The organism is Siphonobacter sp. BAB-5405, from assembly GCF_002872335.1.
Taxonomy (GTDB): Bacteria; Bacteroidota; Bacteroidia; order Cytophagales; family Spirosomataceae; genus Siphonobacter.
Map to the genome: position 1 here is coordinate 261,874 of NZ_NJAG01000011.1, position 13,391 is coordinate 275,264.

A 13,391-nucleotide genomic window follows, 5' to 3' on the forward strand; every position below is an offset into this window, starting at 1 on the left:
CGTGCGGGCTATTTTATTTAGGGCTATTTCATTGGTATGGCTTTTTCAGGATAGCTGCCCTAAAAAACCAACCTATGGAAAAGGAACTGCTGGAAGAAAAAACCCAAACGCACGGATCGGAATACGATGTAGCCGATGACGTAGCGGGTATTAAGGTAGTGTTTGTCAACGTGTATATGATTGGTAAACCGGGGGAAGGTAATCCCTGGGTACTGGTCGATGCCGCGATTCCAAACTCAGCCAGTCGTCTCATCAAAGAGGCGGAAACGCGTTTTGGTAAAGACAATCCGCCGCAGGCTATCGTACTTACCCATGGTCACTTCGATCATACCGGAGCACTGGAAGACTTGTTAAAAACTTGGGGAAATATCCCGGTGTATGCTCATCCGCTGGAAATGCCATTCCTGACGGGAAAATCACACTACCCACCACCAGATCCAGCGGCGGGAAATGGTGCGATGGCAGCCCTTTCGTTTTTATTCCCGACGCGTCCGCTCGACATTTCAGGTCGCGTGCAGCCCATTCCGCACGATGGTTTTATTGAGGAACTGCCCGACTGGCGGTTCATCCATACGCCCGGTCACGCTCCCGGACACGTATCGTTATTCCGGGATAAAGATAAAGTTCTGATTGCCGGGGATGCTTTCGTAACGACTAATCAGAATTCAGTATTCTCCGTAGCTACGCAGAAACTGGAATTACACGGACCACCGAGCTACTTTACCTGCGATTGGCGGGCAGCGAAGAAGTCCGTCCGCCGACTAGCTCAGCTTAAACCCAGTGCCGTAGGTACGGGTCACGGCAAAGCCCTGCGGGGTAAAGAGTGGCGGTCGCAGTTACAGGAGCTTTCCGACGAATTTGATACCCGAGCCCTACCCGGCTCCAGTCGCTACATTAATCACCCGGCTCATACGGATGAAAATGGCATTGTTTCCATGCCAACGCCGATTTCGTACTGGGTAGCCAAAGGTCTGGCCATCGGGGCGGTAGCGGGCTTAAGCTTATGGGCCTGGAATCGCTTACGAAAATAGCTTGATCAAACACGAAAAAGCCCGACGAAGAAAATTCGTCGGGCTTTTTTATTACTAGGAAAACGGATATTGAACTTCGTTTCCAGACTTTATTCCATCAATCGCTTGATCTCATTTAGCTTCAACAGGGCTTCGATCGGCGTCAGTGTGTTGACGTCAATCCGTGATAGTAGCTCTTCCACTTTTTCGAAACGCGGATCTTTTTCTGCCCCGAATAAACTCATCTGAAACGCTGGTATGGCTTTGGGTACTTCCCGCATGCGTTCGGTATGGTTTTCCTTGATGTGATCCTGTTCAAGGTGAGCCAGAATTTCGTTGGCCCGATTGACTACGGCTCCCGGCATACCCGCCATCTGAGCTACGTGAATACCGAAACTGTGCTCCGATCCACCGGGTTTCAGCTTTCGCAGGAAAATCACTTTATTACCCGATTCCTTTACGGAAACGTTGAAGTTTTTGATTCGTGGAAAATCCTCTGCCAACTGATTGAGTTCGTGATAGTGCGTAGCGAAAAGCGTTTTCGGTCGGGCATTCGGAAGGCTATGCAGGTATTCGGTGATCCCCCAGGCAATACTTACGCCGTCGTAGGTACTCGTCCCCCGCCCAATTTCATCCATCAGGACCAGACTACGGTCGCTGAGGTTATTGAGAATACTCGCCGTTTCGGTCATTTCCACCATGAACGTACTTTCCCCCCGGCTCAGATTATCGGAAGCCCCTACCCGCGTGAAGACCTTGTCGACCAATCCAATATCAGCGGCCGTGGCCGGAACGAAACTACCGATTTGAGCCATCAGCACGATCAGGGCCGTTTGTCGTAGTAAAGCCGATTTCCCCGCCATGTTGGGACCCGTAATCATGATGATTTGCTGCTCTTCGTCGTCCAGCGTCAGATCATTCGGTACGTAGCTTTCGCCCAGGGGCAACTGCTGTTCGATCACCGGGTGGCGACCCGCCGTAATCCGAATCGCTTTGCCCTCGTTTACTTCCGGTTTGGCGTACTTATTCTTTTGAGCAATTTTCGCGAAACTTAGTAAAGCATCCAGCACCGCCAGTACTCGGGCATTTTGCTGAATGGGACTTACGTACTCACTGGCTGTTTGGATCAGTTCGTTGAAGATGCGTTGTTCAATGACGAAGATTTTATCCTCGGCATTCAAAATCTGATCCTCGTATTCTTTAAGCTCGGGCGTGATGTAGCGTTCCGCATTGACGAGCGTTTGCTTGCGAATCCACTCGGCAGGTACGCGATTCTTGTGAGCATTCGTCACTTCCAGATAATACCCAAACACTTTATTATACGCGATTTTCAGCGAGGTGATGCCCGTATTCGTGATCTCCCGGTTCTGAATATTCACCAGAAAATCCTTTCCTGCATAGGCAATCTGATGCAACTGGTCCAGCTCGTTATCCACGCCCGATTTGATCATGTTACCCAGGTTGGTCACCAGCGGCGGATCTTCGCGTAATTCCGTTTCAATCTTTTCGAGCAACGATTCGCAGGTATTCAGTTGTTCGGCGTACTTCCGCAGTAAGGGCTGGGTTGCACTGTGCTGGAGCAGAAAATTCCGAATCGGTCCGACGTGCGACAAGGCCCGTTTGAGAGCCAGCATTTCCCGGGGATTGATCCGGCGAACGGCTACTTTGGAAATCAACCGCTCCAGATCGCCGATTTGCCGGAGGTGCGTATCGAGCGTTTCGGCCAGTTCAGTATCCTGCAATAGCAAATCTACCGTATTGAGTCGCTCGTGAATGGGTTTCAACTCCTTCAGCGGTAGTACCAGCCACTTCCGCAACATGCGGGCTCCCATCGGCGTCAGCGTCTGGTCGAGAATCTGAATGAGCGGTACGCCGTTCTCCTGCTGAGCCGTTACCAGCTCCAGGTTGCGAATCGTAAAGCGATCCAGCCAAACGTACTTATCTTCTTCCAGACGTGTCAATCGGGTAATATGCCCGACATCGCGGTGCTCGGTTTCGGCCAGGTAGTGCAGAATAACCCCCGCTGCGACGATTCCTTCGGTAAGGTTTTCCACCCCAAAGCCCTTAAGCGTCGTGGTATTAAAATGAGCCGTCAGTAAGGGATACGCAAAATCGTGCGTGAAGGCCCAGTCTTCCAGTTGATACGTATTGAATTGCTCTCCAAAAATTCCCTGAAACTCCGAGCGGTTTTTTTTACAAAAGAGTATTTCCGCCGGGCTAAAACTTTGCAGTAATTTTTCGACGTAAGCCGCATTGCCCTGCGTAGTCAGAAATTCACCCGTCGAAACGTCCAGAAAGGAAATGCCGATTACGTCTTTCTGAAAATGCACGGCTGCCAGGTAATTGTTTCGCCGAACGTCGAGTACGTTGTCGTTAAAAGAAACACCCGGCGTCACTAGCTCTGTAACGCCCCGCCGTACAATACCTTTGGCCGTAGCCGGATCTTCGAGCTGGTCGCAGATGGCGACGCGTTCACCCGCCCGTACCAGTTTGGGCAGGTAATTATCCAGCGAGTGGTGGGGAAAACCCGCCAGGGGCGTTTCGCCCGAGGTACCGTTGTTTCGTTTGGTGAGCGTAATACCCAGAATCTTACTGGCCCGTACGGCATCTTCCCCAAACGTTTCGTAAAAATCGCCCACCCGGAACAGGAGAATGGCTCCCGGGTATTGCGTTTTGATTTGATTATACTGCCGATTCAGAGGGGTTTCCTTTTCCTGCTTCCCTGCACCTTCCTTGGATGGACGAGCCATAGTCACTTCAGTCGTTGGGTCAGTAAAAAGCTCCGTGAACAAGCTTTTTTCCTGACCAAATAAACAATGGATAGAAGACAAAGATACGCCCGGAAGGAGTCGGTTCACAAGGCAAGCGGGCAGACCTGACGAAATTATCCTTCCTGTAAATCAAGTCACCCATGTGGGCTTCGTCTGATTTTTTTAGGATAAATCGGAACTTGTTCGCCGAGAAAATTGTAATTTTGCAACCAAGTTGCAGAAAGCTATGAAATCGATTGTATATGCATCCACTTCCGTACTCACGGTGATTGCTCACTGGCTGTGCTGTCTGTTGCCTTTGCTGGCAGCAGTACTGGGCCTGAGCGGTTCTTCGTCGGTACTGAGCTGGGTATTGGATTATCGCTGGTACTTAGTTGGTTTTCAGGTACTCTTAATGAGCTGGTCTTTTTATCATTTATACGTACAGCATCAGCCTAGTCCCCGTTTACGCTACGAACGGGCGATTTTCTGGTTCCTAGTAGTGTTTTCGGTAGTGGCCTGGAGCATTCCGCACGAATGGCTGATGTCCAATGACCAGAAAATGGCGACGGCTCAGGTACAACGGGTGTTCAACGCCCGGAAAGTAACACTGGCCCTGTCGGACGATACGACGCCACAAATGCTGGAAAAAAGTCTGGAAAATGTGGATGGGGTCCTGCAGTTGAAGCCCGTACAGGCGGGAGTGATTTCCTTACGTTACGATTTTCGAAAAATCAATAAAGACCAGTTGCTGCAGGACCTTCGTAATCAGGGCCTGGAACTGACGGAAGTCAGCTACCAGTAACGAATGGTTTTCTCCTGCTTTTGTCCTAATCTTGCGAAGTCTAATTAATCCCTGCTATGATCAAACGTTTTCTCCCTCTGTCGGCTCTGCTCGTCGGTTTGCTGCTGTTTTCCTGTCAGGAAAAGGAAAATCCCCAGCTGAAAGAAGCGGCAGCTATTCACAACGAAGCTCATGAAATCATGGAAAGTATTGAGCCCGAAGTAGAATCACTGGATAGCCTGCAATCCGCTCTGGCCAACAAACAGATCGCCGCGAAAGACACGGCAGCCTTTGCTTCGGCTGTAGCCGCTCTGGATAAAGTAAAAACGGACTTCAAAGCCTGGGAAGAAAACCTGGTGACGGTTCCGGGCATGGAACATAAGCACGAGCATGAACACGAAGGCCATGGCGAAGGGGAACACCATCACCACCACGAGCATAAAAAAGCTCCCGATGTAACGCCCGAGCAACACGTCGAAATTCAGAAAGAAATCAAGAAAAATATCGAGCAGATTCAAACCGAACTGAAAGCCGCTAAAACGCAGGCTGAAGCTCTGTTGAAGTAATAAACAAGGTCAGAATTTAGGAAAGACGCTGGTGAAACGAACTCGTTTGATCAGCGTCTTTTGCGTATGATCGTATATTCGCTTTTTGACTAGTGAAAAACACGCATTGATGGACGAACTTTTCATGCAACGGGCTCTGGAACTGGCCCAGCTAGGACAGGGTACCGTGGCACCGAACCCCATGGTCGGTTGTGTGATTGTGCACGAAAACCGGATTATCGGTGAAGGCTGGCACCGACAGTATGGACAGGCTCACGCGGAAGTCAATGCTCTGAACGACGTTACCGAACGGGACTTACTCCCGCAAGCGACCGTATATGTAACGCTCGAACCTTGTTCACACTACGGCAAAACGCCGCCCTGTGCCGATCGGCTTGTCAGTGAAGGCGTGCGACGGGTAGTGATTTGTAACGATGATCCGAATCCGCTGGTGGCGGGTCGGGGTATCCGGAAATTACGGGAAGCGGGTATTGAGGTCGAAACGGGGGTTTTAGCCGCTGAGGGTCGTCGCATTAATCGCCGTTTCTTCACGTATTTTGAAAAGAACCGCCCCTTTTTAATCCTGAAATGGGCGGAAACGGCGGACGGCTATCTGGCCGGACGCGAAGGCCAGCCGATCCAGATTTCCAATGCCGTTTCCCGGCGACTGTTGCACAAATGGCGGACAGAAGAAGACGCTTTTCTGGTTGGAACACGTACCCTTCAGGCCGATAATCCGCAATTGAATGCTCGCCTCTGGCCGGGTCGCAATCCCGTTCGGATTGGTCTGGATCGGACATTGAGCCTACCGGATACCTTTCATTTTCTGGATGATTCGCAGGTAACGCTGGTGTATAATCAACGCGAAACTCGCCAGACGGAACGTACGCGGTGGGTGATACCAGATTCCTGGGATTTGCTCACTCTGATCCAGGATTTACGGCAGCGGTCCATTCAAAGTGTGGTGATCGAGGGCGGCCCTACCCTGTTGCAATCCTTCATCGAACAGAATCTGTGGGATGAAATTCGGATTTTCCGCAGTTCGGTTCGTCTCGGCTCCGGTCTGGCCGCCCCGGATTTCTGCGGTACCCTGCTTCAGAAAGATCGTCTGTTGACGGACGAACTCAGTATATGGGCACCGCTGTAAGTTATTCATTCCAGATTTCCCAGGACTTCTCAGCCTGTAATTCCAGCATGCGGTATCCGTTGTGCGTGGCAGCTCCGTGTTCAGCTCCGCGTTTCATAAAGAGCGTTTCTTCGGGATTATAGACCAGATCGTACAGCAGGTTCTGTTCGGTCAGTGACGCGTACGGCAGGTCCGGACAGGCGTCGACGTTCGGGTACGTGCCCAGCGGCGTGGCGTTAATGAGGAGCGAATACTCAGCCAGTACATCCGCGTTCAAATCCGAGTAATTCAGAAACGCATCGGACTCTTTCCTGGATACCGTTTTGTACGTAATGCCCAGATCCTCCAGAGCGATACGAACGGCTTTGGTGGCTCCGCCATCCCCCAGAATCAGGGCTTTTTTCGGTTGCAATTGTTGAAAAGGCTCCCAGCGTTCAAGCGACCAGCGAAAGCCCCAGTAATCGGAATTATAGCCTTTCAGCGTACCATCGGATTGTACTTTAATGACATTGACAGCACCGATTCGTTCGGCCAGCGGGTCCAGTTCGGTCAGGAAGGGCAGTACGGCTTTTTTGTGCGGAATGGTTACATTCAGCCCTTTTAGTTCCGGCCACTGAGCTACTAAAGCCGGTAATTCGTTCGCTTCGGGTAATTCAAATAGTTCGTAAACGTGTGTTTCGGCTAGCCCTTCCCGTTGAAATTTCTCGGTGAAATAACGTTTGGAGAAGGAGTGTCCGAGCGGAAAGCCGATGAGGGCGTAGAGGTTCATAGGGTATCAGTAAAAAAGCGTAAAGAATCGTAATGGCTTTGACACCTCTACTAATTCTTTACGCTTTGCTTTTGAAAAGGTTTTATACCGTTTTCTTCGTCATAAATTTCTCTTTCAGAATTCCCCAAATGATAGGTAATACCGAAAGACCGATGATTCCGAAAACAACAATCTCGAAATTCTTCTTCACAAATTCCAGGTTACCAAAGAAGTAGCCCAGTAGTGAAATACTCGTTACCCAAAGTACGGCTCCCGCTACGCAGAAGAAAATGTACCGTCCGTAAGTCATACTACCGGCTCCAGCAACGAAGGGAGCAATCGTCCGAACGATCGGTACGAAACGGGCGATAATCACCGTTTGTCCACCGTATTTAGCGTAGTATTCTTCGGTTTTGTACAGGTATTCGCGTTTGAAAAACAGAATACGTTCCCTCGATCGAATAAAATTGGAGAAGTACTTGCCAACAAAATAATTGAGGTTGTCGCCCATCAAAGCCGCCACAATCAACAGGGGAATGATTACCCCTACTGAAAGCTCATTGGTATCGCGGGCCGCCAGTGCTCCAGCCGCAAATAGCAGCGAATCGCCGGGCAACAGAGGCATGACAATGAAGCCAGTTTCCACGAAAACGATCAGAAAAAGAATGCCGTAGGTCAGCAATCCGTACTCATTTACCCACACGTCCAGGTAACGATCCAGGTGCATGAGGAAATCCAACAATCCTTTAATAATTTCCATAAAAAGAAGAGACAGATAGAATTTGGGTGGGAAGTTAACAGTCTTTTTCCATATTCAGAAAATGGGAGAAGGTATCACCCCGGAGGCCTAAGCGGATGGTTTCCACCGAAATAACCTCATTGGGAGCAATGTTTCCGAGGTTCACGTTGGCTCCCAGGAGCTGTACGAACCATACCTGCTGAGCCTTTTGGGGAGCTTCCCAGATGATGTGCTCGGCGGGAACCTGCGTGAGAATTTCTTCGACCAGGCCTTGACGGACCTCTCCGGAAGAGCGGAATAAACCGACGTTACCCCCTTCACGGGCTTCACCGATTACTTTCCAGGCACCAGCCGCCAGTTCGGCGTTCATGAGTTGAATCCACTTATACGGCGGAATGATCTTCGCTTCATCCTTCGATCCTACTTCCGAAAGTACGGTTACCTGTTTCGATAAAGTACTGATGTACTGTAGTTTCTCATCCTGAGGCATATCAATGGAGCCGTCAGAGACTTCCGCGTGCGTCAAGCCAAATTCGTCGATTACGCGTCGGTAATCATCAAACTGACCGCGAATAACGAACGCTTCAAAAAGAGTACCGCCGAAGTAAACCGGAATACCAGCTTCCTTGTAAACTTTCAATTTTTCTTTCAGCCTGGGCGTTACGAAAGACGTCGCCCATCCCAGCTTTACAATGTCTACATGATCGGCAGCAACATCCAGAAAATCTTCTGCTTGTCTGATACTTAGCCCTTTGTCCATAGCCATGGTTAATCCAGACTGCCGGGGCTTCTCGGTACGCTCGGGAATTTGATTTAAATGGTAATTCATACGGCAATGATTGCTTTCACGAGAAAGTGCAAAAGTAGCCTAGTCCAACCGTTAGACAAGGAATCCGGAATAAATCTCTGGTAATAGGGGGATTTCCGGGGGTCCGAGAAGGAAACGCCTCGGACTGCTCAAAGTTTAGAATTATTTTCCGTTTCGCGGCTCATTGTTTCCAAGATCGAATACATTGTTTAGCACAAAGCACTATAATATTCTATTAATCAGCCAGTTAATTTAAAGTCAATACGAGAAATTAAAAATCATTTCCGAACATGTTTTATTTACTAAACACTGTTCATTAAATTTACATCAAAATAAATTACATGGGTATACAGGAACGAAAAGAGCGGGAAAAACAGGAAATGCGGGAACTGATTCTGCAAACGGCCAGGCAGGTATTCATTGAAGAAGGGTATGAGAAAACGTCTATCCGTACCATTGCGGACCGGATTGAATACAGTCCCGCTACGATTTATCTATATTATAAGGATAAAGATCAGTTGCTATTTGCCATTCACGAATTGGGCTTCGACGCACTCCTCGCCTCCTTTCAAACCCTGCAGGAAATAGCTGACCCCTTGGAGCGATTCCGGCAACTGGGTCATCGATACGTGCAGTTTGCAATCAACAACCCAGAAATGTATGATCTGATGTTCATTTCCTACTCTCCCATGAACGCTCTGGAAAAAGCTCAGGAAGGAAGTACCTGGGATTGCGGGTATCAGTCTTTTCATACGCTTTGCTCCATCATCCAGGAGAACATGGATCAGGGGCTGCTTCGTACTAACGATTTATATGTTACCGCTTTATCGGTATGGTCGTTTGTACATGGACTGGCTTGCTTACACATTCGGAATCGACTCAAAGCTTTTCCGGAGCATTTAAATACGCAGCAACTCATGGACCAATCCCTTGATCTATTGATTACCTCGCTGAAAGTCTAAGTCAGTCTTAACTATTTCTCAACCGTTTTTCCCTTCAAGCCATGCAAACGATTCTTGGCTCTGGCGGAGCCGTGGCTGTTCCGCTCGCCCAACACCTGCGTACCTACACTGACGAAATTCGACTGGTCAGCCGAACACCTCAGCGAGTCAACCCCAGCGATACCCTTTTCCCCGCCAATCTGCTTGATGCCGCTCAGGTAGATGCGGCGGTTGCAGGGTCTTCCATCGTTTATCTGACGGTGGGTTTACCCTATCGAACCAAACTTTGGCAGGAACACTGGCCAGTAGTCATGCAAAATGTCATTCAGGCCTGCCGCAAACACCAGGCCCGGCTGGTATTCCTGGACAACATCTACGCATTGGGATACGTGCAGGGAACCATGACCGAAGAGACACCCGTGAATCCCATCAGTAAAAAAGGGGAAATTCGGGCCCGAATCGCCCAGCAGTTGTTAGACGAAACCAAAGCCGGTAATGTCGAAGCCGTGATTGCCCGGGCTCCGGATTTCTACGGTCCCAACGTCAAGACCAGCGTGATAGACATTACCGTCATCCAGAATTTGAAAAAAGGAAAGAAAGCCCAGTGGCTGGTAAATAGTGAAGTAAAGCATTCTTTCATTTTTACACCCGATGCGGGGCACGCGATGGCTCTACTCGGTAACAATGCCGAAGCTTACGGGCAAATCTGGCACTTGCCGACGGCGGCTCCCGCCCTTACCGGAGCGGAATTTATCACAGCCTGTGCCCAGCAATTAGGAGTTTCTTCAAAATTTACCACGCTACCTAAATGGATGATTCAGATGGCGGGTCTCTTCGTTCCTGATTTGAAGGAAAGCATTGAAATGTTGTACCAATACGAACATACCTATCTGTTTGATAGCAGTAAGTTTGAGAAACACTTTGGTTTTCAGCCTACCACCTACGGCGAAGGCATCCGTCTAGCCACTCATGTTTAAACAGATTTTGAGCTTCTTGAACGGTTAATAATTACACAAGCGATTGGTTTCCAGTCGCTTTTCTTTTGCAATCCCTACTCAAAGTTCCTCAAATCGTTCCTCAATACTCCCCAGTTTTTTCTTTGGAATGTTCTTTTCTTCACTACAGCCAAACAGAAAATTCCAACCAACATTAAAAGCCATGAAAAAGAATATCATCGTACTCTCCGCGGCCCTGGCCGTTATCGGTATAAGTTCCTGTCAAAGTACTCGCTCTACTCCTGCTGGCGATAGCCGCACGGACTCTCTCTCCACGGCTTCTGTTCGGATGAACAACGCCAGCAATTCAAGTACGGTACCGGGTTCCAGCACGCCCGCTACGAACAACACAGGCATTGTAGAACAGGGCGGTATGGTTCCGAACAATTCCTATGCTCGTTCGGATAATCGGGACCGGACCAATCGAAACAATTCGGCGACGAACAATAATCAGACGAATATTTCGAATCAATCCGTGGTAAACCCCGGAGCGATGAGTAATGCGGCGAATCCATCAGCAACGGACCCAACGGTTACTTCCGGTACGGGTAATCCAGCGACCAGCTCAACGATGAGCAACGGTTCCAACAATTCACTCATGCGGGGCAATACGACGACCAATTCCACCAATACAACTACGAATACTGCCGGTGTACGGCCTGACATGAGCCGGGAAACGGGTGTATCGAAAGAATCAGCACCGACTGTCAATAGCTACCTGAGCAAATCTTCTCGTTCCGGAAATACTTCCGGTAAGGAGTTGCCAAACAATCCAGAAAATATGGTAGCTCCTCCCTCAGCGGATACCTCACAACGTACCCAGGCCATGACTACGCCCGGTCAGCGAAACGGTGTTAACGCGACGGAGTCAATGACGGCCACTTCGACGAATGTGGAAAAGGCAATGGCTAATCCCACCAGTGGTACCACAGGAATGAATTCCTCCAAAGATTTGATGAGTCAGGTGAATAAACACCTGGAAACGGTAGATCAGGAGCTGAAAGCCTCTCCTTCAGCAGCCCGACGGACGGAATTAAACCAAAAACGCCAAAAATTAGTAGGAGCACTTAATAAATTACAGGAGGTAGAAACGACTCTGTCGCAAATGGACAAAAATTCGTCTATGCCTAAAAAATAATGATTCTTGCCGACACTTCAAGGACTTTCGTCGGCAGACTTAGTTCTGACGAAAGTCCTTGTTTAATTGAATTTTATCTAAATCCATAGTGCTCGGCAAGTAAACTCCTTACAAAATTTTAGCAATACATTTATTAGTAAATAAAGAATTATACTTAAACATTACTCATTAATACATATATTTTATTTTGAATTGCTCATTATAATTGGAATAAAATATAACATTCAATGATATTTACTAAAAAATAGTATTTAACAAAATTTCTCTATTTTTGTAATGTTCAGGCGTCTAACGACGTCTGGATGTCTGGTTGGATTTGGGAGTAATCCCAATTCAATCCAAAACAGACAAAGGTTGAAGGTTGAACGTTATTGGGCAGTGGCTTTGCAACTGCCCAATTTTTTTAGTCAATTGTTGATAGTCTTTTTTACGTTCGCTTATGAAATCGTTGCTCATTATTAGTCATTTAGTACTCAATTTTATCCTTCCCGCCAAACAGGAACCCCTTGCCATTACTTTCACTAATGTTCGTAATACTCGGGCTCCTCTGGTTGTGGGCGTATTCCGTAAAAGTGATCCGTTCACGAAAGTGCCTTTCAAAAACTACAAACTTGAACCCAACGGCGGATCCTCTCCAACCTTGTTCATTGACGATCTCCCGTACGGAGAATATGCAGTGGCCGTTTTTCAGGATGAAAACGGCGATGGGAAGCTCAATACTAATATTGTAGGCATTCCCAAAGAACCGTATTGCTTTTCCAATAACTATCGTCCGCGGGTGAAATCTCCCAAGTACGACCAGTGTAAGTTTTCCTATTCGCAGAAGAACAATCACATGTATCTTCAGCTTTTGTAGGCCTTCTCCGTAGCTTTTGCCGTACCTTCGTATTATGAACTACTACGAACTAAAACTCTGCGTTTCGCCCGGGGTACACGACATCTTCGTGGCGGAGCTGGCCGAAATTGGTTTCGAATCTTTTGTTGAAGAAGACACCTGTTTGCTCGGGTACATCCCGGAAACGGGTTTCAACGGGGATGCGTTGCAGCACATCATGCAACAGTACGAGTCCATCACTGGAACCGTCGATTACAGCATTAAATACCTGGAGAAAGAAAACTGGAACGCGGAATGGGAACGTAACTACCCCCCCATCGACGTAGAAGGTCGCGTACTAGTGCGGGCCAGTTTCCACGACATGGACGCTTCCAGTTACGAATACATCATTGAAATTAATCCCAAAATGTCCTTTGGTACGGGTCACCACGAAACGACCTGGATGATGCTGGCTCATCAACTGGAAATTGACCAAAGTGGCAAACAGGTACTGGATGTGGGATCGGGTACGGGCATCTTAGCCATTATGGCTGCTCTCCGCGGAGCCACCTACGTATCTGCCTTCGATATTGAAGACTGGGCGACGGAAAATGCCCTGGAAAACGTTCAGTTAAATCACCTGGAAGACGTCGTACATGTTCGCCAGGGCACCATTGAGGACGAACCCGCCGCCCAATATGACGTGGTACTGGCTAACATCAACCGGAACATTCTGCTTCGTGAAATTCCGACGTACGTCGAGTACATGACGCCCGTCGGAACGCTGGTCATCAGCGGTTTTTACGAACACGATCTGCCAGAAATCGAAGCTGTTGCACAATCCGTAGGTTTACAGCTGACTTCGCTGAAAACCAGAAATGGCTGGGCTGCGGCCCGTTTTACTCGCCAACTATAAGGGCTATTCGCCTGCTAGCAGAAGCCTCAGCGTAGAGTTGAGGCTTTTTTTGTTGCGACTTTGGCGAAAAGCAGGCA

Annotated in this window: 13 protein-coding genes; 9 read left to right on the forward strand and 4 right to left on the reverse strand. The window is 48.6% G+C overall.

The window, feature by feature from the left end; genetic code table 11:
* The first annotated feature begins 74 nt into the window (after positions 1 to 74).
* The gene (locus BWI97_RS11175) at positions 75 to 1,031 is read left to right on the forward strand and encodes an MBL fold metallo-hydrolase (protein WP_102201059.1); all 957 of its coding nucleotides are present in this window, start codon (positions 75 to 77) and stop codon (positions 1,029 to 1,031) included.
* A gap of 89 nt (positions 1,032 to 1,120) precedes the next feature.
* On the opposite strand, the gene mutS is transcribed toward BWI97_RS11175, so the two are convergent.
* Positions 1,121 to 3,760, reverse strand: a complete 2,640-nt coding sequence (gene mutS / locus BWI97_RS11180) for a DNA mismatch repair protein MutS (protein WP_102201060.1) — start codon at positions 3,758 to 3,760, stop codon at positions 1,121 to 1,123.
* A 247-nt stretch (positions 3,761 to 4,007) separates the two neighbouring features.
* Between mutS and BWI97_RS11185 the strand changes: the two genes are divergently transcribed.
* From BWI97_RS11185 to ribD, 3 genes are all read left to right on the forward strand, one after another.
* A complete protein-coding gene (locus BWI97_RS11185) occupies positions 4,008 to 4,565 on the forward strand; it encodes a hypothetical protein (protein ID WP_102201061.1) in 558 nt (185 codons plus the stop codon).
* A 56-nt stretch (positions 4,566 to 4,621) separates the two neighbouring features.
* A complete protein-coding gene (locus BWI97_RS11190; RefSeq protein WP_094813267.1) occupies positions 4,622 to 5,110 on the forward strand; it encodes a hypothetical protein in 489 nt (162 codons plus the stop codon).
* A 109-nt stretch (positions 5,111 to 5,219) separates the two neighbouring features.
* Positions 5,220 to 6,236, forward strand: coding sequence for a bifunctional diaminohydroxyphosphoribosylaminopyrimidine deaminase/5-amino-6-(5-phosphoribosylamino)uracil reductase RibD (gene ribD, locus BWI97_RS11195; RefSeq protein ID WP_094813269.1), 1,017 nt, complete (start codon positions 5,220 to 5,222; stop codon positions 6,234 to 6,236).
* 1 nt (position 6,237) lies between these two features.
* Here the strand turns inward: ribD and BWI97_RS11200 are convergent, their stop codons facing one another.
* The 3 genes from BWI97_RS11200 to BWI97_RS11210 all read right to left on the reverse strand — a co-directional run bounded on the left by BWI97_RS11200 (position 6,238) and on the right by BWI97_RS11210 (position 8,531).
* Positions 6,238 to 6,984 carry a shikimate dehydrogenase gene (locus BWI97_RS11200; RefSeq protein ID WP_094813271.1) on the reverse strand — a complete coding sequence of 249 codons (747 nt, stop codon included), beginning with the start codon at positions 6,982 to 6,984 and terminating at the stop codon, positions 6,238 to 6,240.
* Between the two features lie 82 nt (positions 6,985 to 7,066).
* Positions 7,067 to 7,723 (reverse strand): VTT domain-containing protein, encoded by a 657-nt coding sequence (locus tag BWI97_RS11205; protein ID WP_094813273.1) that lies wholly within the window; start codon positions 7,721 to 7,723, stop codon positions 7,067 to 7,069.
* A 34-nt stretch (positions 7,724 to 7,757) separates the two neighbouring features.
* A complete protein-coding gene (locus tag BWI97_RS11210) occupies positions 7,758 to 8,531 on the reverse strand; it encodes a phosphosulfolactate synthase (RefSeq protein WP_094813275.1) in 774 nt (257 codons plus the stop codon).
* Between the two features lie 320 nt (positions 8,532 to 8,851).
* Between BWI97_RS11210 and BWI97_RS11215 the strand changes: the two genes are divergently transcribed.
* The 5 genes from BWI97_RS11215 to prmA all read left to right on the forward strand — a co-directional run bounded on the left by BWI97_RS11215 (position 8,852) and on the right by prmA (position 13,314).
* A complete protein-coding gene (locus tag BWI97_RS11215) occupies positions 8,852 to 9,472 on the forward strand; it encodes a TetR/AcrR family transcriptional regulator (RefSeq protein WP_094813277.1) in 621 nt (206 codons plus the stop codon).
* A gap of 41 nt (positions 9,473 to 9,513) precedes the next feature.
* Entirely contained in the window at positions 9,514 to 10,428 is a 915-nt protein-coding gene (locus tag BWI97_RS11220) for an NAD-dependent epimerase/dehydratase family protein (RefSeq protein ID WP_102201062.1), read from the forward strand.
* Positions 10,429 to 10,609: 181 nt separating this feature from the next.
* Positions 10,610 to 11,584 (forward strand): hypothetical protein, encoded by a 975-nt coding sequence (locus tag BWI97_RS11225; protein WP_102201063.1) that lies wholly within the window; start codon positions 10,610 to 10,612, stop codon positions 11,582 to 11,584.
* A 439-nt stretch (positions 11,585 to 12,023) separates the two neighbouring features.
* The gene (locus BWI97_RS11230; RefSeq protein ID WP_102201064.1) at positions 12,024 to 12,440 is read left to right on the forward strand and encodes a DUF2141 domain-containing protein; all 417 of its coding nucleotides are present in this window, start codon (positions 12,024 to 12,026) and stop codon (positions 12,438 to 12,440) included.
* Between the two features lie 34 nt (positions 12,441 to 12,474).
* A complete protein-coding gene (prmA, locus tag BWI97_RS11235) occupies positions 12,475 to 13,314 on the forward strand; it encodes a 50S ribosomal protein L11 methyltransferase (protein WP_094813283.1) in 840 nt (279 codons plus the stop codon).
* Positions 13,315 to 13,391 lie beyond the last annotated feature (77 nt).